Genomic DNA, 14,735 nt, shown 5'->3' on the forward strand with positions numbered 1-14,735 from the left:
CTCCCTCCTTTTCTGTTATATTATACATCTATACGTTATATTAAACAACGGTATGTTATACTATCTTTATAATAATTAAAGGAGTACAACAATGGACGCGATTCAAGATATTATTGCTAAAAATCTTGTTAAATTACGAAAAAATCGAAATTTGACGCTTGATCAAGTTTCCGAATTAACCGGTGTTAGTAAAGCAATGCTTGCACAAATTGAAAAGGGTAAATCCAGTCCCACGGTTACCACGCTTTGGAAAATCGCCAACGGCCTTCAAGTCTCTTTTTCTGTATTTATGAAAGAAGACACCCCGGATGTGCAGAAAGTAAGCATAAAACAGCTAGATCCCATCACGGACAACAAAGGTGATTACTTAGTATATTCTTTTTTTCCTTATCATCCGGAAAAAAAGTTTGAAATTTACATCGTCACATTAAAGCCTGGATGCGTGCACGAAGCGAAAACTCATTTAGGAGATGAATACTTACTTATTAAAGAAGGCGAATTAACGGTTCGTTTTGAAAATGAAGAACATGAATTAGTCTCGGGAGACGCCCTTCATTTTTCAGGAAATACCTCTCACAGCTATATCAATTCTTCTGAAGAAGAAGCAAGCTTTTTTTTACTTATGCACTACCCCGAATCATAAAAAAAGAGCGTACGGATCATCCGTACGCTCTTTTTTTAAGCTGCGTGGGCTTGTTCTTTTTTCATTTTTTTGTTTTTCATGTACCCAATGCCTACAACTGCAATAGTTAAGATAACTTGAACAGCGAGATGTAAAGCTGTACTTGGAACAAATCCGCCGATAATTTTATCTTCAACAATCATTTTTCCAGCAGACCATGCAAGCATCGCCGCTCCAGCGTATATAATAATCGGAAATTTTTCCATTGCTTTCATGATAAAGCTGCTTCCCCAAATAATAATCGGAATTGAAATTAATACACCAATCATAATCGGGACAAATTCGTGAGCTACACCTGCTAGAGCTAATACGTTATCTAATGACATGACCGCATCTGCAATAATGATCGTTTTAACCGCGCTCCATACCGTTGCTCCACCTTTAGGATTGTCGCCGTGATCGTGATTGTCCGCTAATAATTTATATGCAATCCATACTAGCATTAAACCGCCGACCGCTCCGATTAATGGAATTTTCAATAAAGGGACAATAATAGCCGCAAATAATAATCGAAGACCAATTGCGCCGCCTGTTCCAATTAAAATCGCTCTTTTTTGTAAATCTTTTGGTACGTTACGAGCCGCCATTGCAATAACAATTGCGTTATCCCCGCTTAAAATTAAATCAAGAAAAATAATTTGCAGCAAACCTTGCACTGATACGCCAATTAGTTCCTCCATAGTTACCTCCACCTTCTCTTTTTATGTAACGTTTCTTCTCTAAATGTCCGAGCCTTTTCCTCCCTTTTTATAATTGAATACAAAAAAGACCCTTACCAAATAAGCGGTAAAGGTCTTGCTAACAACATAATGTCGCCAACAAAGCCGAGAGATAATCTCTGTAATGACGACTTTGCTGTTAAAGCTACTCCCCTTTAGGAGATACGTTCAATTATTTGTTTGTATTTACACCACTTATACTATAGCATCTCCTACATTCTGTCAATCGTTTTTTTATGCAAAGCGATTGTCAACGCTTTCTCTTTCAATCAATTCATAGTTAGAAAGTGTAAGCTTTTCGACTTCTTCTCCGTTGACTAGCTTAATAATTCGCTGTGCCCCCATTTGTCCCGCTTCTTTATAGTAATATTTTACGGTTGTTAAGCTGGGATGAATCACACCTGTAATTTCGTAGCCTCCAAAGCCGGTAATGGATACATCTTGCGGAACGCGCAGTCCGTTTAAATAAGCTGCCTTTAATGTGCCAAGCGCAATGTTATCGGTCGCACATACAATGATGGACGGATTAAATTCTTTCATCACAGCCGTAGCGGCCCCGATTGCATCGCTCATGCTAAAGCTTGTTTGATAACAGCGGATCTCGCAGTCTCTGTCTTTAAGACCTTCCTTTACGCCTTCTTTTCGCTTTACACCTACAGCTATGTCTTTTTCGGTTACGCCTAAAAAAGCGATTTTTTTATGTCCTTTTTCTCCTATGTACCTTCCAATGTCGCATGCAGCCTCGTAGTCTTGGTGAATTAAACTATGGACTTCTTCATGCTGCTGTCCAATTAACAAAACGGGAATTGAAATTGTGCGGAACGCTTCCAAATGAGCTTTTGTGATTTGAACGGCAAGAAGAATAATACCTGCTACCTTCTGCTTAGCCAGCGTATAGATATTTTCGATTTCTCTTTCTAAATCTTGATTAGAATTGGAAATAATCATTTGATAGTGGTGGTCTCTAAGTTCTTGGTCAATACCATCTAATGTGCGGGAAGTCGCAAAAGAACCCATGCGCGGAACAATTACACCAATGATGTTTGTTTTTTTTGCTTTTAAGCTTTGAGCAAACGCATTTGGGCTATAGTTTGTTTCTTTAATAATCTCTTCGATTTTTCGTTTTGTCGCATCGCTCACAGACCCTCCGTTAAGGTAGCGGGATACAGTGCTTTTTGCTACTCCTGCAAGCCGAGCGATATCTGCAATAGTTGTCATTCTCTCATCTCCGTATTTTGTTGCTGCTTCTTTCACAGTATACACGAATATCGCGTGCATATTAAGTAACTGCTTTACTTTTTGATTCATAAGCGGTATGATAACCTAAACGCGGATAATCATTATCCACGTTGTACACATAAAGCAGGAGATGATGTTTTTGCATATGAAAACAGGCGTTGAGCAATCGGTATATGCCATTTTGCTTCTTACGTTTTTGCCTGAAAAAGCTGTGTTGCCAGGAGATGTCATCAGCACTCAGCTTGGGGGCTCGCCTACGTATTTTCAAAAGCTTCTTCGCAAGCTGGTTAGCGCTGATTTACTTGCTTCCGTTCCTGGTAGCAAAGGTGGATTTCGCTTAAAAAAAACGCCGGAAAAAATTCGTATTTATGACGTATACGTAGCCATTGAAGGTAAGCAGTCTCTTTACTCATCAAGCGGTATTTTTCACGACATGCTTAACTTAAAAGACAAAGATATTTGCTTATTATCCGATTTAATGGAAGAAGCTGAATCTTCGTGGCAGTCTATCTTAAAACGGCAAACCATTGCTACGCTCACAAATGAAATTAACAAAAAATGTCCGAAAGAAAACCTGGACATGTTAAAAGCAACAGTAGAAGAAAAAATGGTGCTGTAGCACCCAAAGGAGATCATCATGGAAAACTTAAATAGATATTTTGATTTATTCGATCAATCACGTACAAGCGAACAAGCATTTGAAGAATTAGTAGGACTTTTTTCAGACGATATCGTATTTGTCTTAAACGGCCACGAAAAGCAAGGCATTGAAAACTGGAAGCTGTTTGTGAAAATGGTGTTTAAAGAAAACGCTGATATTAAGCATATGTTCGAAGGCTGGAAAGCAGTTGAAGGTACAGATAAGTTTGAAACGCCTTGGGCAGTGTGCGGAAAACGTGCATCTGGCAGCGTCTTTACTCAAACGGGAAAAGATATTGCTAAGCTAGATGACAGCGGAAAAATCAGCTACTTAGAAAACGTACCTGACGATACAAACATGTTTGATACGTATAAAAACTAATACAAAAAAGAAGGGCTCTTCTAGCCCTTCTTTTTTTACGGGGCAAATCCCTCTTGAGAAAGATAAATCATCGAAGAAGGATAAAATTTTTCAAAATAACGAATGGCTTTGACATGAATGTCTTTGTCATACCAGTCTAGGAAACCGTACTTCTCAAATAATTCCGGCATCCCTAGCCTTTTAGACGTTTTACCTAAGGAACCGTCTCCTAAGTACAAGGTATCAATGCAAATTCGGTCCATCATTCCTTCTATTTTTTTAGGGAATTCAGGCGTGAAAGGAAGCATTGGAGCAATGGTTACTTGCGTTGAAATTCCGCTTTCTTTTACTTTTTTTAACGCGTTCATACGAAGTTTCATCCCCGGAGCATAAGGAGAAAAAATTTGTTTTACATCTTCTCGGTCCGTTTCAACAGTCATCGATACGCGAAGATCACATACTTTTTGAAGCTGTAAAAGCAAATCGATATCCCTCGTCACAAGGGGCGACCTTGTTTGAATCAATAAAAAATCAGGTGGATGATTGATCATCGTTTCTAAAAGGGCACGTGTGATGCCTGCTTTACGCTCAGCAGGCTGATAGGGATCTGTCGCTGAAGACATAAAGATGCGCACCGGCTGCTCTTTTTTTCGCAGTTTTTGTATTTCTTTTTGATAGACTTCAGCTGCGTTGACCTTCAGCTCTAGCCATGTCCCCCACTCCATCTCTTTAAAACGCTGAATTGGCAGCTCTCGCACGTAGCAAAATTTGCAGGAAAATGCACATCCGGCATACGGATTTAAACTATGAGTATAACCAGATGCCAAAAAGCCGGTCGCTTTTGTTAAAATACTTCTCGAAACCACGTCTCTTTTGTTCATCTTTCTCACCTCGTTGTCCAATATATCAAGTTCGCAAATGAAAAAACTACTTTCCATATGGAAAGTAGTTTTTTATATTTTCAATTCATCAACTTTGAGTTTCTTTCTTTTCACTTGTCGTTTCAAGTAAAGAGGTTAAATATGAATTTAACTCAAATTGGTCCTTTTCAATAAAATCAGATAATACCGGCTGCTCTTCTTTTCTCATCTTTCTCCACTCCCTTTGTTTTTTATGTATGTGTTTTCATTCATCAATGGATAAAAGTAATGTACTTAACTCTACCCGTATCTAAACAAAAATAATCATGGTATTTTATACTATTTTTAATTTATGCACGTTTTATTTGTATATTTTTTACAATATCACACACATTAATAGCAAGATTAGCAAACGTATTTATTCTACTATGCAACATGAGAGGATTTTTCATCATGACGATTCACAAATCAAACGATTTCTCTAGTCTAGCTGAAGTGGTGGAGCGAATTTTAGATAAAGGTGTCGTAATTGACGTATTCGCGCGCATTTCCGTTATTGGTATTGAATTAATTACCATTGAAGCCAGAATCGTAATTGCGAGCGTAGACACATGGCTGAGGTACGCCGAGGCAGTTCGGCTGCTTCATAATGAAAGAGAAGAGTTTCTTTCTTCGAATAACAGCGGAAAGAAACTTGAACAGCTGAACCTTTTACAAGATTTAGATTTATAAACTCATAAAGGTGGATTAGAGAAGTGAAAGTAGCCGAAATCATGGAATCCGTAACTGATTTTTTTAAAGAACACGTCGCTCCTCCTCACCGAATTATTTCGTATGAATCGATTCAAAATGGAGGATGGAAAATAACACTTGAAGCATTTGAAGAACAGGAGTATATGAGGCGCTATGCAAAAGATGAACTGCTCGGTATCTATGAAGTGCTGGTCAATAAGCAGCATAACATCACGTCTTTTTCACGCACCAGCCTGCGCTATCGAAGCTCTCCAGCAGAGAAGTAAGCTGATTATTTTAATGGAAAGGAATGAAACAGAAATCGATGAGTGAAGAAACGGGCATTTATATTTTTTGCAGTATTCCCGCCACCGAGACGCATACGTTTGGCAGCGTCACGATTGATCATCAAGAAAGAGCTACTTTTACCATTCATTACCGAGATGCCGCTATAGTGGCCGCTGCCTTTCCTCTTAAAATTTATCACCCTACAAAAGAGAACGTCACAGCGCACCAGCAGGTGATTTCCAAAGTAATGAATGAACATGATTCCGTTATTCCCATCAGCTTTGGCAATGTGTTTCATAGCCAACAAGATGTTGAAATGCTGTTAGAAAACTTATATCCACAGTTCGCCTCTCTTTTCCCACAGTTAAAAGGAAAAATAGAAGTCGGACTAAAAGTAATTGGGAAACCGGACTGGCTGAAACAAAAAGTGAATCAAGATTCTTCTTTGCACCAAGTACGAAACCAGCGTTCTGCCAGTGCTGATTTTTATAAACAAATTGCCCACGGAGAAACAGCTCAGAAATTCTTTTTAAAGCTTCAGCACGACTGTAAAAACGAACTGTATGAACAGTTAGAACCGATAGCTGAAGCGTCTAAGCTAAACCCTCCTATTGTCGAAACAATGCTTTTGAACGCTTCTTTTTTAATTGACCGAAAAAAAGAAGCAGCGTTTGATGAACGTGTAAATGACCTGTATGAAAAATGGAAGCACAAAGCAGATTTTAAATACTCCGGGCCGTGGGCTGCTTATAACTTTATCAATATTCAATTAAAAGTAGAAGAGAATGTATGATTCATAAACTGCTGCTGTCTCCTGTTACGCTCATTGTAAAAGTCGGACAGAAAATCAAGGAAGAAGCGGATAAAGAACTTTACGATGTCTCTTTTATTCAGCAAAAAATCGTTCATCTTCAAATGATGTATGAGCTTGGAGAAATACCAGAAGATGCATATATGGAAAAAGAAAAAGAACTGCTGCTGAGATATGAAGCTGCAAAGGAATATGAATTAAAAAGATGGGAATCAATGACGAAGAAACAAAAGTGAGGTTAAAAGATGGAAAAGCTCATTTATTTATATGGTCTAGTTCCAACGGAAGAAGCCAAGCAAATCCCCTTTTCTTCCCTTAAAGGCATGGATGAGAACAATCCTATCTATGCTCTTTGCTTTGATGACATTACCGCATTTGTATGCGACTTGCCAAGCGATGAGTATTCGGAAGAAATACTGAAAGAAAAGATCGAGCACGATATGAAATGGCTGCAAGACAAAGCCATGCATCACCATGAGACTCTTCTTTTCTTACAAAGTCACTACACGCTTCTTCCCATGAAATTTTGTACGGTCTACAAAAGCAAGGATAGCTGTCAAAAAAGTATTGCTGATAACAAAGAAAAAACCCTCTCTTCTCTTCATCTTTTAAAAAGATCTGAAGAATGGAATATAAAAGTATATGCCCATACGAATTCTTTAAAGAACTATCTGCTAACGAACAATGAAACGATCCAAAAGAAAAAAGAAGAAATAAATACGCTGCCTCCAGGCAGGCAGTTTTTTGAACGTAAAAAGATAGAAAAGCTGATCGAAGAAGAAACAGAAAAAGAACAGCTGTCGCTTTGTGATCATTTACACAGTGAGATAAGCCCCCACGCCGCTTACCACACAATCAAAAATAACTGGAGTCAAAAAATAACCGGCGAGAGCTACAGCATGTGCTGGAACAGCATCTACCTTCTTTCAAAGAACAATGTAGAATCGTTTTTAAAAGCCATTAGCGACAAGCAAACGTTTTATAGTGAAATGGGACTGAACATCGAAGTAACGGGACCATGGCCTGCTTATCATATCGACACTCTGCGCTCGGAGAAAGATGCGGGATGACATCGCTGCGAAAACAAACGCTGGAGCAAAAGGACATCGCCCTCATTGATATATTAGATGTGATCCTCGATAAAGGAATTGCCATTAAAGGTGATTTATTGATTTCAATTGCCGGAATTGATTTAGTCTATCTTGATTTGCGGGTATTGATTTCTTCTGTAGAAACGCTGATAGGCTCTCATGATCGTCAAATCATTTCTTCTCGGCAGCTTGAACAGGAAACGGAGGCGTTGCGAAATGGAAAATAACCTCAAACGAAACGGCCGCATTGAGCTGAGTGCGGAAAATGCTGAACAAGGCCTAGCGCAGCTTGTTTTAACTGTCATTGAATTACTGCGGCAGCTCATTGAAAAGCATGCGATTCGTCGAGTCGACAGCGGAAACCTGACGGATGCTCAAATCGAAGACCTGGGCGTGGCGTTGATGAAGTTAGAGAACAAAATGGAGGAGCTAAAATCAGTGTTTAGCTTTACAAATGAAGATTTAAATATTGATCTAGGTCCCCTAGGAAAAGTGTTATAACAAGGAGTGAAAAAATGGCGGCGGAACATAACGGGCATCTGGGCACCATTGTAGAAGTATTAGAAAAAGTATTAGATAAAGGTCTTGTTATTGCTGGAGATATTAAAGTGCAAATTGCTGATGTTGAACTCTTAACAATCAAAATCCGGCTGCTTGTCGCTTCTATTGATAAAGCAAGAGAAATTGGCATGGACTGGTGGGAAACAGACCCTTACCTATGTTCAAAAGCAAATCAGTCTTATCAAAAACTCCAGGCGGAAAATGACAGTTTAACGCAGCAAGTGGCATCTTTAACACAGCGAATTCAAGATGATTTGCTTTCGCTTGATTAACAGCTCACTTTATATAAGGAGGAATAACAAACATGAATCCTGAACAAAAATCTACGCTGTCTCCTATTTCAGAAGAGCAGCAAAGCCCCGATACTCAGCTAACGGAAAAAGAAGAGCGTATGCCCGAGTATACGCATACTTCGCTTAATCCAGATTCATAGAATCAAAAGAGAAATGCTTCGGCATTTCTCTTTTTAATGTTTCTATACTTTTCTTCATTAATCATGACATTGAAACAAATGGAGGTAAATACAATGAACATAGCGAATGAGTACCATTATCTATCAATTACAAAGGAGAACGAGCATGAAGAAAAAAGCATTTGGAGCAGTCTATGCTCTTTTAACGCTGTTCATTTTAGGTGCCTGCAGTACCGAAGACGTTGTGACAAATAATTCAGATCCAAAAGTTTCTGTTTCTACTACAGTTAAACAGCTGACGAAAAAAGAATTTAGTGAAGTTGGAACATCAGGGTTAACAAGCCCTTCAAAAAAAGATTTTCACAAAGTACATATGATCCTTACGTTACGCGGCACGGATTACCTGTCGAATATTCAAGTTAAGCTACCTAACTATAAAGAAGCTTTTAATAACATCAAAGACGATCAGCAAATAAGATATTGGTTTGGCAGCGGTGCAGATAAAGAGCAAGAAAATAAAAACATCTATACAAGAGAATTTGTCCTTTATACGAAAGGCTTAAACGATAAGCAAATTAAAGAAATTTTAGCAGCAGCTAAGGTAAAGACGTCCTGGGTGGTAAAGGATACAAAAGCGAAGGATCAATCTGAATTTGCTGCTGGTAAAAACATAAAATTTGAAGCAAAATGAGAAATGCATCAATTAGCAAAAGCCCCCTTTATTAAAAGAGGGCTTTCTCTTATTATATGAAGAACGATTACCTTGTCACCTGCAGCTAAAGGTTTGGATTTGATGCCAGACTTTCAGAATGCAGCATATTTTCTAAGCTATCTATCCGTTATAAACGCTAGCGCATGTTCCGGGCTTTGGCTCGTAGTAACAGTGATTTTTGTATTGACCAGAAGCGGGTTGACCGTACCAGGTTGGAGGGCATGGAGCGGATGGATTAAAGTACCACAGTGCATATTTCCCCGGATGTTCTCTCCAATAATCCAAATTCTTTTTGGCTAACCTTTTTTCAACACCTCTTGCTCTTTGATAAAATACGTTTCCTTTTTGAACAGCCTCGAACGAGTAGTTGCCTCCCTGCACCTGATAAATAACTTGCGGAACGGATCTTAAATTCTTGAAATCTAAACAGTTTGCTTTAAGACGATTGACAATGACATTTCCAACATACAGCATTCCTTGTTTTCCTTCGCCTTCAGCTTCTGCTCTCATCATCCTTGCCATTAAAGCAACGTCTGAATCTCGATAATTTACTCTTGGCATTTTTTCACCCCAAAAATATACTATGAAAAAAGGACGCTCTTGATGTCACTGTCCCTAAAATAACAATAGCTGGATGTTACATACACGCTGAGCACACTGACACTGCAGAAAGAGTTTTTATTACGAAAAGCTTATTCTTTTTCATAATAAAGCTGAGCAATTTGCCCGTACTGTTTTATATCGGTAAGCTTCAAGTTCATTTCGGGAACTCCTCGTTTAAACAGCGGAATACCAGCCCCAAGCAAAACGGGAATGATCGATATAATAAATTCATCCACCCTCTTTGCTTTTAAGAAATCAGCGAGAATATCAGCGCCTCCCACCAGCCATATTTTTTTCGTATCTTGACTGAGGTTATTGAGAAATGACGCCACGCTTTCATTTATAAACTCTGCATACTGATCTTTTCTTTGAGCTGAGCGGCTAAACACGTAGCACTTTTTATCGAGATACGGAAACTCAGGTGTGAGCTTCAGCACGTGGTCGTACGTGGCTTTTCCCATAACGACCGCATCACACGTTTGATAAAACGTTTCGTAGCCGTTGTCTCCCTCTCCTTCTACGCTTTCCAGCCAGTCAATCTCTCCGTTTTCTCTTGCAATATACCCGTCTAAGCTTGCCGCAATATATACGACGATTTTTTTCTTCATTCTCTTTTCTCCTTTCAACTTTACTGTTTCTGTATGATATCATCTTAATACGACACTTTTTGTCATATTAAAAGAAAAAGGTGAAAATAAATGGCTAAGTCTAGACGGCTTGTTGATATGCTCATGTTTATTAATACAAAAAGAACGTTTACGGCAAAAGAACTAGCGGAGGAATTTGGTCTTTCCGTGCGGACCGTCCAGCGCTATTTACTGGACTTAAGTGAATTAGGGCTGCCTCTTTACAGTGAAAAAGGACGGAGCGGCGGTTACAAAGTGTTAAAAAATCGTATTCTCCCTCCTATTTTGTTTACGGAAGAAGAAGCTATTTCTATCTTTTTTGCTTATCAAGCTCTGCAGTATTATCATGACCTTCCGTTTGATGCAGAAATTCATGCGGCTCTTCAAAAGTTTTATGTGTACCTGTCTGAGGAAACAAAGAAAAAAGTAGATAAAATGAGTGCTCATATTGCGTTTTGGAATCCTAAAAGAAACCTTGACACTCCTTATTTAAAAGAGCTTTTAGAAGCAAGCCTTGCAGGGAAATATATTGAATTTCTTTATGATTCAAAGGCGGGTCAAACAAGAAAACAAGTCAAACCCCTTGGAATTTATGCTCATAACGGTTTATGGTACTGCCCTGCCTATTCTTACGATAAGCAAAAAGTATTATTGTTTCGAGCGGATCGTATTCACTCATTAAAGGTTTTAGAAAAAGACAAAAATATATCTCTTACGTTAAAGGAATGGCTTGAAACAGAACCGGTAAACTCACAGCCGATTTCGTTAAAAGTAACCTTGACACACGAAGGCGTTCGTCAGTGTAAAGGCGTTCCGTGGCTTGAAAATCACGTGAAGGTGGCGCGTGATGGGAATGGCTACATCGATACAATAACTGATGGAAATGAATTAAGCTACATGGCTTCTTTTTTCTATACCTTAGGGACTCATGCTTTTATTGAAGAACCTCGGGAGCTAATTGAAAAGATTTGCTGTCACGCAGAAGAAACGTTAAGACGCTATAAAAATGAGGTGGGGACAAAAGACGAATAAATGGGAGAAATGAACTCGTATAGATCACTTTAGAAACCTCGGTTGATTTCCGTGCAAGACTTCGCCTTGCCCTCCAATCAACCGCTACAAGCCACTAAATAGATGAAATCTACGTTCACCCTATCAATAAAAAGATCCGAACGATTCATCGTTCGGATCTTCCTTCAACCAACTAAACTATTTGTATCCTAGCCTCTTTTTAATTTACCCAGCCCACACGTCTTTTGCGTATCGGCCTTTTTCTTCTAGCTGCTGCAGCCATAAGCGAGCGTCTGCTTCACTCACTTGGTGAACGTCAGCATAGCTTTTCATAAGCGTTGCTTCAACGTCAGGCGCCATTTGGCTTCCGTCTCCGCAAATATAGAAGTGCGCTCCTTGATCAAGAAGTTCAATCAATTTCTTGCCGTCTTGTTCCATTACGTGCTGAACGTATGTTTTCGGCTGATTTGGCACGCGAGAAAAAGCGGTATGAAGCGTAAGGATGCCTTCATTTTGGGCATTTTCAAGCTCTTCTTGATACAGGTAGTCTTCATGAGGTGAACGGCAGCCAAAGTATAAATGCGCTTCTCCAAGCGACTGTCCTTGTTCTTTTAACTGCTTGCGAGCCTGGACGAAGCCTCTAAACGGCGCGACGCCTGTTCCCGGTCCGACCATGATAAGCGGCGTTTCAGAATCTTTTGGCAGCGTAAAGCCTGACTGCGGTGTGGAAACAAAGCACGTAATCGTATCTCCTTCTTGCAGCTCGGCAAGATAGTTCGACGCAATTCCTTTATACTCTCCATATCCGCTCCACGCTTCTCCTGAGACAACACTGACCGTGATGCTTGCTTGTTTTTCATCGACACGAGGTGATGAAGAAATTGAGTAATAGCGCGGGCGTATGCTTGGCAGAAGGGCGATAAATTCGCTGAATTCCATTTCACACGCCGGGTATTTTTCAAGCAGTTCAAGCATTGTTAAACGTTTTGCCAGCACTTGTTCTTTGTAGGCTTGCTTTTCAAGCAAGGCTTCAAGCTCTACTTTATGCGGCGGGCAGACCGTTATAGCAGCCATTGCGCGAAGCTGCGTGCGCGTAACAGGATCTTGAAGCTCCACGTATTGCAGAAGCTCTTCTACTGATACTGTTTTAGCGAGTGGCAAATGAGCTAATTTTTCTTCTTCTGCTTCCAAACGGATTTGCTGTGATGCATCTAGGCCGAACCTTGCTGTTACACGGTTTACTATTCCTTCATAGTTGCGAGGAATAACGCCTAAATGATCTCCTTCTTGATAAGAAGCTTGTTTTGGAAGTTCAATTTCAAGATGACGCGTGCTTCGTGCACTGCCTGGCTGTTGAAGTTCTTTGCTTGCTACGACGTTTGCTGAAAACGCACCGTGCATTTTCGCAAGCGGCATATCCGCGGCGCTGTCGACGAATTGAAGTGAAAGCGTAGATTTATTATCTTCACTGTTTTCAATGTCGAGGTTAAAGTAGGCTGCTACATCACTCCACATATGTTCACGCCATTCTTCATATGTGCCTTCAAAGTCGTCGCTTGCATCTGCTTCACCGCGGTCAGCGATGTTTTCTGCCCCTTTAGCGGCAAGCGTTTCATCGATAAAAGCAGGCACTTTTTGATACGTTGTCGCCCAGTTTTTATCGCCGCATCCAAATACGGAGTAGCGAACGCCTTTTACTTCATCAGCAGACGCTTGGTCTAACCAGTCGACAAATTGCTTTGCGTTATCAGGCGGGTGTCCGTTATAAGACGCCGTTACAATTAATACAGCTCCTTCGCGGGGAAGATTTCCGGCGTGCGAATCAAGGGTAGCGACCTGTGGTGCAAATCCTTTGCTCATTGCAATATCTGCTAAATCACGCGCCGTTCCTTCAGCTGTTCCCATATTTGAACCGTATAACACAAGCAGCGGCGTATTATGAGCGTTTTCTGCCTTTTTGCGTACTTTTTTAGCAGACTGTTCAGTGCTAGGTGAAGGAATACCACCAAGCGGAATTTTTTTCGATTTTGCTTTTACCACAAAGCCTTCAGGTTTTAATGTTAAAGTTTCTTTAATATCCAGCTCGTAGTTTGTATGATCTTCAAAGTCAAAGTGTTTTAGCATCATACCAAGTACCAGCGTTGCTTCATGAAGAGCGAACTGCTGACCGATACACGCGCGCTGACCGTTTCCAAACGGTTTAAACGCATGCTGCGGAATCGCGCTTGGATTTTCAAAACGCTCTGGGCGGAACTCTTCCACATCGTCTCCCCAAATTGTTTTATCACGGTGAAGCTGAGGAATCAGAACCATTAGTTCGTCGCCTTTTTCTAACGGATATTCTCCTCCAAGCATCGTATCTTCTTTTGCATATAGAGAAAACGCAGGAGCCGTTGGCCATAAGCGCAGCGCTTCGTTTAAGACCATACCCACATATTTAAGCTGCTTGACTTGCTTGTAGGTTGGAACAGGATCTACAAGAACTCGTGCTGCTTCTTCTGCTGCTTTTTGTAATACATGTGGATTTTTCACTAAGAAATACAGCGCAAATGATAAAAGACCGCTTGTTGTTTCGTGTCCCGCAATTAAGAATGTAATAATTTGATAGCGAATGTTCTCGTCATCAAGCGGTTCGCCCGTTTCTGGGTCTTTTCCGTTTAGCATATGAGTTAATAGATCATCGCTTTGTTCACCGCTTGCTTTGCGATCTGCAATAATTTTATCCACTAGGTTGTTCATTACTTTAATATCTTCTTGAAACTGGCGTTTATTTTCATCATAAGCTGGGTCATCTGGATTTGCTCGCTGCAGCTTGTTCATTGATTCGTCCAATGCACGGACCATACTCGTAATAAACGGATGAGGCTGATCTCGGTAAAAGCTGTTAAAACGATAGTTGAAGCCGCAAAGACCAATAGTATCAAGCGTTAAACGCGTCATATCTTCCGGTACTTCAATATGCTCATCTGCATTTAGACGCTCCCACTTTTGAACAAGCTGCATGGCGATATCGACCATCATCGCATGATAGCCTTTCATTGCCTGCTGACTAAAGCTTGGAAGTAAGATATTATGCGCTTTTTTCCAATTTTTTTCGTGCGTCCAGCTTGTAAATAACCCGTCTCCTGCAAAATCACGTACAAATTTAAGCGCTTGACTTAAGTTTTTATCAAAGCGTGATTCATCGCATGCTTCTTTAATTAGACGCTGACTTGATAAGTAACGCGTTACACGACCAGGCGCTTCGAATTTAAAGATTTCTCCTAGTTCATCCGCAATTTTCATCAAAGCTTGAACTGGTTTATCTGTGTTTAATAACGGTAAATTTTTAAGCTCTCCAAACGTCTTTGGCTGAGGCATTTCTTTAATTGTCATGTTATCCCTCTTT

The 14,735-nt window shown here is 40.1% G+C and carries 20 protein-coding genes; 14 read left to right on the forward strand and 6 right to left on the reverse strand.

The window, feature by feature from the left end; all coding sequences use genetic code 11:
- Positions 1–91 precede the first annotated feature (91 nt).
- Entirely contained in the window at positions 92–643 is a 552-nt protein-coding gene (locus ACFX40_RS19605; protein WP_013057914.1) for a helix-turn-helix domain-containing protein, read from the forward strand.
- A gap of 35 nt (positions 644–678) precedes the next feature.
- Here ACFX40_RS19605 and ACFX40_RS19610 read toward each other — a convergent pair whose 3' ends face one another.
- A complete protein-coding gene (locus ACFX40_RS19610; RefSeq protein ID WP_028409271.1) occupies positions 679–1,362 on the reverse strand; it encodes a TerC family protein in 684 nt (227 codons plus the stop codon).
- Positions 1,363–1,635: 273 nt separating this feature from the next.
- On the reverse strand, positions 1,636–2,619 hold the full coding sequence (locus ACFX40_RS19615; RefSeq protein WP_028409272.1) for a LacI family DNA-binding transcriptional regulator: 984 nt from the start codon (positions 2,617–2,619) through the stop codon (positions 1,636–1,638).
- Positions 2,620–2,779: 160 nt separating this feature from the next.
- On the opposite strand from ACFX40_RS19615, the gene ACFX40_RS19620 reads away from it, so the two are divergent.
- Both ACFX40_RS19620 and ACFX40_RS19625 read left to right on the forward strand, forming a co-directional pair.
- Positions 2,780–3,259, forward strand: a complete 480-nt coding sequence (locus ACFX40_RS19620) for an RrF2 family transcriptional regulator (RefSeq protein WP_028409273.1) — start codon at positions 2,780–2,782, stop codon at positions 3,257–3,259.
- A gap of 18 nt (positions 3,260–3,277) precedes the next feature.
- Entirely contained in the window at positions 3,278–3,661 is a 384-nt protein-coding gene (locus ACFX40_RS19625) for a nuclear transport factor 2 family protein (protein ID WP_028409274.1), read from the forward strand.
- Positions 3,662–3,696: 35 nt separating this feature from the next.
- On the opposite strand, the gene ACFX40_RS19630 is transcribed toward ACFX40_RS19625, so the two are convergent.
- Complete coding sequence (locus ACFX40_RS19630) at positions 3,697–4,521, reverse strand: SPL family radical SAM protein (RefSeq protein WP_098334364.1); 825 nt, start codon at positions 4,519–4,521, stop codon at positions 3,697–3,699.
- A 432-nt stretch (positions 4,522–4,953) separates the two neighbouring features.
- On the opposite strand from ACFX40_RS19630, the gene gvpJ reads away from it, so the two are divergent.
- The 10 genes from gvpJ (at position 4,954) to ACFX40_RS19680 (ending at position 9,086) form a co-directional block, all read left to right on the forward strand.
- Positions 4,954–5,232, forward strand: coding sequence for a gas vesicle protein GvpJ (gene gvpJ, locus ACFX40_RS19635; protein WP_028409276.1), 279 nt, complete (start codon positions 4,954–4,956; stop codon positions 5,230–5,232).
- 23 nt (positions 5,233–5,255) lie between these two features.
- Positions 5,256–5,519 carry a gas vesicle protein GvpO gene (locus ACFX40_RS19640; protein ID WP_013057922.1) on the forward strand — a complete coding sequence of 88 codons (264 nt, stop codon included), beginning with the start codon at positions 5,256–5,258 and terminating at the stop codon, positions 5,517–5,519.
- Between the two features lie 23 nt (positions 5,520–5,542).
- The gene (locus tag ACFX40_RS19645; protein WP_377255925.1) at positions 5,543–6,313 is read left to right on the forward strand and encodes a GvpL/GvpF family gas vesicle protein; all 771 of its coding nucleotides are present in this window, start codon (positions 5,543–5,545) and stop codon (positions 6,311–6,313) included.
- Complete coding sequence (locus ACFX40_RS19650) at positions 6,310–6,567, forward strand: gas vesicle protein GvpG (protein WP_014459264.1); 258 nt, start codon at positions 6,310–6,312, stop codon at positions 6,565–6,567. The genes ACFX40_RS19645 and ACFX40_RS19650 overlap by 4 nt, the downstream gene beginning before the upstream one ends.
- Positions 6,568–6,576: 9 nt before the next feature.
- Entirely contained in the window at positions 6,577–7,401 is an 825-nt protein-coding gene (locus ACFX40_RS19655) for a GvpL/GvpF family gas vesicle protein (RefSeq protein WP_377255928.1), read from the forward strand.
- Positions 7,398–7,649 (forward strand): gas vesicle protein, encoded by a 252-nt coding sequence (locus tag ACFX40_RS19660; RefSeq protein WP_028409280.1) that lies wholly within the window; start codon positions 7,398–7,400, stop codon positions 7,647–7,649. Before ACFX40_RS19655 ends, ACFX40_RS19660 begins: the two co-directional genes overlap by 4 nt.
- The gene (locus tag ACFX40_RS19665; RefSeq protein WP_028409281.1) at positions 7,639–7,923 is read left to right on the forward strand and encodes a gas vesicle protein K; all 285 of its coding nucleotides are present in this window, start codon (positions 7,639–7,641) and stop codon (positions 7,921–7,923) included. Before ACFX40_RS19660 ends, ACFX40_RS19665 begins: the two co-directional genes overlap by 11 nt.
- 14 nt (positions 7,924–7,937) lie before the next feature.
- Positions 7,938–8,255: a gas vesicle protein gene (locus ACFX40_RS19670; protein WP_016764858.1), complete on the forward strand. Its 318-nt coding sequence runs from the start codon at positions 7,938–7,940 to the stop codon at positions 8,253–8,255.
- Between the two features lie 32 nt (positions 8,256–8,287).
- Positions 8,288–8,416 carry a hypothetical protein gene (locus ACFX40_RS19675; RefSeq protein WP_255257713.1) on the forward strand — a complete coding sequence of 43 codons (129 nt, stop codon included), beginning with the start codon at positions 8,288–8,290 and terminating at the stop codon, positions 8,414–8,416.
- A 145-nt stretch (positions 8,417–8,561) separates the two neighbouring features.
- Positions 8,562–9,086 carry a hypothetical protein gene (locus ACFX40_RS19680; protein ID WP_098248058.1) on the forward strand — a complete coding sequence of 175 codons (525 nt, stop codon included), beginning with the start codon at positions 8,562–8,564 and terminating at the stop codon, positions 9,084–9,086.
- Between the two features lie 141 nt (positions 9,087–9,227).
- Here ACFX40_RS19680 and ACFX40_RS19685 read toward each other — a convergent pair whose 3' ends face one another.
- Positions 9,228–9,668 (reverse strand): cell wall hydrolase, encoded by a 441-nt coding sequence (locus ACFX40_RS19685; RefSeq protein WP_013083968.1) that lies wholly within the window; start codon positions 9,666–9,668, stop codon positions 9,228–9,230.
- Between the two features lie 131 nt (positions 9,669–9,799).
- On the reverse strand, positions 9,800–10,318 hold the full coding sequence (locus ACFX40_RS19690) for a dihydrofolate reductase family protein (protein WP_377255931.1): 519 nt from the start codon (positions 10,316–10,318) through the stop codon (positions 9,800–9,802).
- A 90-nt stretch (positions 10,319–10,408) separates the two neighbouring features.
- Between ACFX40_RS19690 and ACFX40_RS19695 the strand changes: the two genes are divergently transcribed.
- Positions 10,409–11,368 (forward strand): helix-turn-helix transcriptional regulator, encoded by a 960-nt coding sequence (locus tag ACFX40_RS19695; RefSeq protein ID WP_028409285.1) that lies wholly within the window; start codon positions 10,409–10,411, stop codon positions 11,366–11,368.
- A gap of 204 nt (positions 11,369–11,572) precedes the next feature.
- Here the strand turns inward: ACFX40_RS19695 and ACFX40_RS19700 are convergent, their stop codons facing one another.
- The gene (locus ACFX40_RS19700) at positions 11,573–14,722 is read right to left on the reverse strand and encodes a bifunctional cytochrome P450/NADPH--P450 reductase (protein WP_377255934.1); all 3,150 of its coding nucleotides are present in this window, start codon (positions 14,720–14,722) and stop codon (positions 11,573–11,575) included.
- Positions 14,723–14,735: the final 13 nt, after the last annotated feature.

Origin of the sequence: Priestia sp. YIM B13552, from assembly GCF_042787775.1 — a bacterium.
Classification (GTDB): domain Bacteria; phylum Bacillota; class Bacilli; order Bacillales; family Bacillaceae_H; genus Priestia; species Priestia megaterium_E.

Bases quoted from the DNA above. Each gene is read 5' to 3' on its own strand.
- ACFX40_RS19605 (WP_013057914.1), top strand. From the start codon at position 92: ATGGACGCGATTCAAGATATTATTGCTAAAAATCTTGTTAAATTACGA.
- ACFX40_RS19610 (WP_028409271.1), bottom strand. From the start codon at position 1,362: ATGGAGGAACTAATTGGCGTATCAGTGCAAGGTTTGCTGCAAATTATT.
- ACFX40_RS19615 (WP_028409272.1), bottom strand. From the start codon at position 2,619: ATGACAACTATTGCAGATATCGCTCGGCTTGCAGGAGTAGCAAAAAGC.
- ACFX40_RS19625 (WP_028409274.1), top strand. From the start codon at position 3,278: ATGGAAAACTTAAATAGATATTTTGATTTATTCGATCAATCACGTACA.
- ACFX40_RS19630 (WP_098334364.1), bottom strand. From the start codon at position 4,521: ATGAACAAAAGAGACGTGGTTTCGAGAAGTATTTTAACAAAAGCGACC.
- gvpJ (WP_028409276.1), top strand. From the start codon at position 4,954: ATGACGATTCACAAATCAAACGATTTCTCTAGTCTAGCTGAAGTGGTG.
- ACFX40_RS19645 (WP_377255925.1), top strand. From the start codon at position 5,543: ATGAAACAGAAATCGATGAGTGAAGAAACGGGCATTTATATTTTTTGC.
- ACFX40_RS19650 (WP_014459264.1), top strand. From the start codon at position 6,310: ATGATTCATAAACTGCTGCTGTCTCCTGTTACGCTCATTGTAAAAGTC.
- ACFX40_RS19655 (WP_377255928.1), top strand. From the start codon at position 6,577: ATGGAAAAGCTCATTTATTTATATGGTCTAGTTCCAACGGAAGAAGCC.
- ACFX40_RS19660 (WP_028409280.1), top strand. From the start codon at position 7,398: ATGACATCGCTGCGAAAACAAACGCTGGAGCAAAAGGACATCGCCCTC.
- ACFX40_RS19665 (WP_028409281.1), top strand. From the start codon at position 7,639: ATGGAAAATAACCTCAAACGAAACGGCCGCATTGAGCTGAGTGCGGAA.
- ACFX40_RS19670 (WP_016764858.1), top strand. From the start codon at position 7,938: ATGGCGGCGGAACATAACGGGCATCTGGGCACCATTGTAGAAGTATTA.
- ACFX40_RS19675 (WP_255257713.1), top strand. From the start codon at position 8,288: ATGAATCCTGAACAAAAATCTACGCTGTCTCCTATTTCAGAAGAGCAG.
- ACFX40_RS19680 (WP_098248058.1), top strand. From the start codon at position 8,562: ATGAAGAAAAAAGCATTTGGAGCAGTCTATGCTCTTTTAACGCTGTTC.
- ACFX40_RS19685 (WP_013083968.1), bottom strand. From the start codon at position 9,668: ATGCCAAGAGTAAATTATCGAGATTCAGACGTTGCTTTAATGGCAAGG.
- ACFX40_RS19690 (WP_377255931.1), bottom strand. From the start codon at position 10,318: ATGAAGAAAAAAATCGTCGTATATATTGCGGCAAGCTTAGACGGGTAT.
- ACFX40_RS19695 (WP_028409285.1), top strand. From the start codon at position 10,409: ATGGCTAAGTCTAGACGGCTTGTTGATATGCTCATGTTTATTAATACA.
- ACFX40_RS19700 (WP_377255934.1), bottom strand. From the start codon at position 14,722: ATGACAATTAAAGAAATGCCTCAGCCAAAGACGTTTGGAGAGCTTAAA.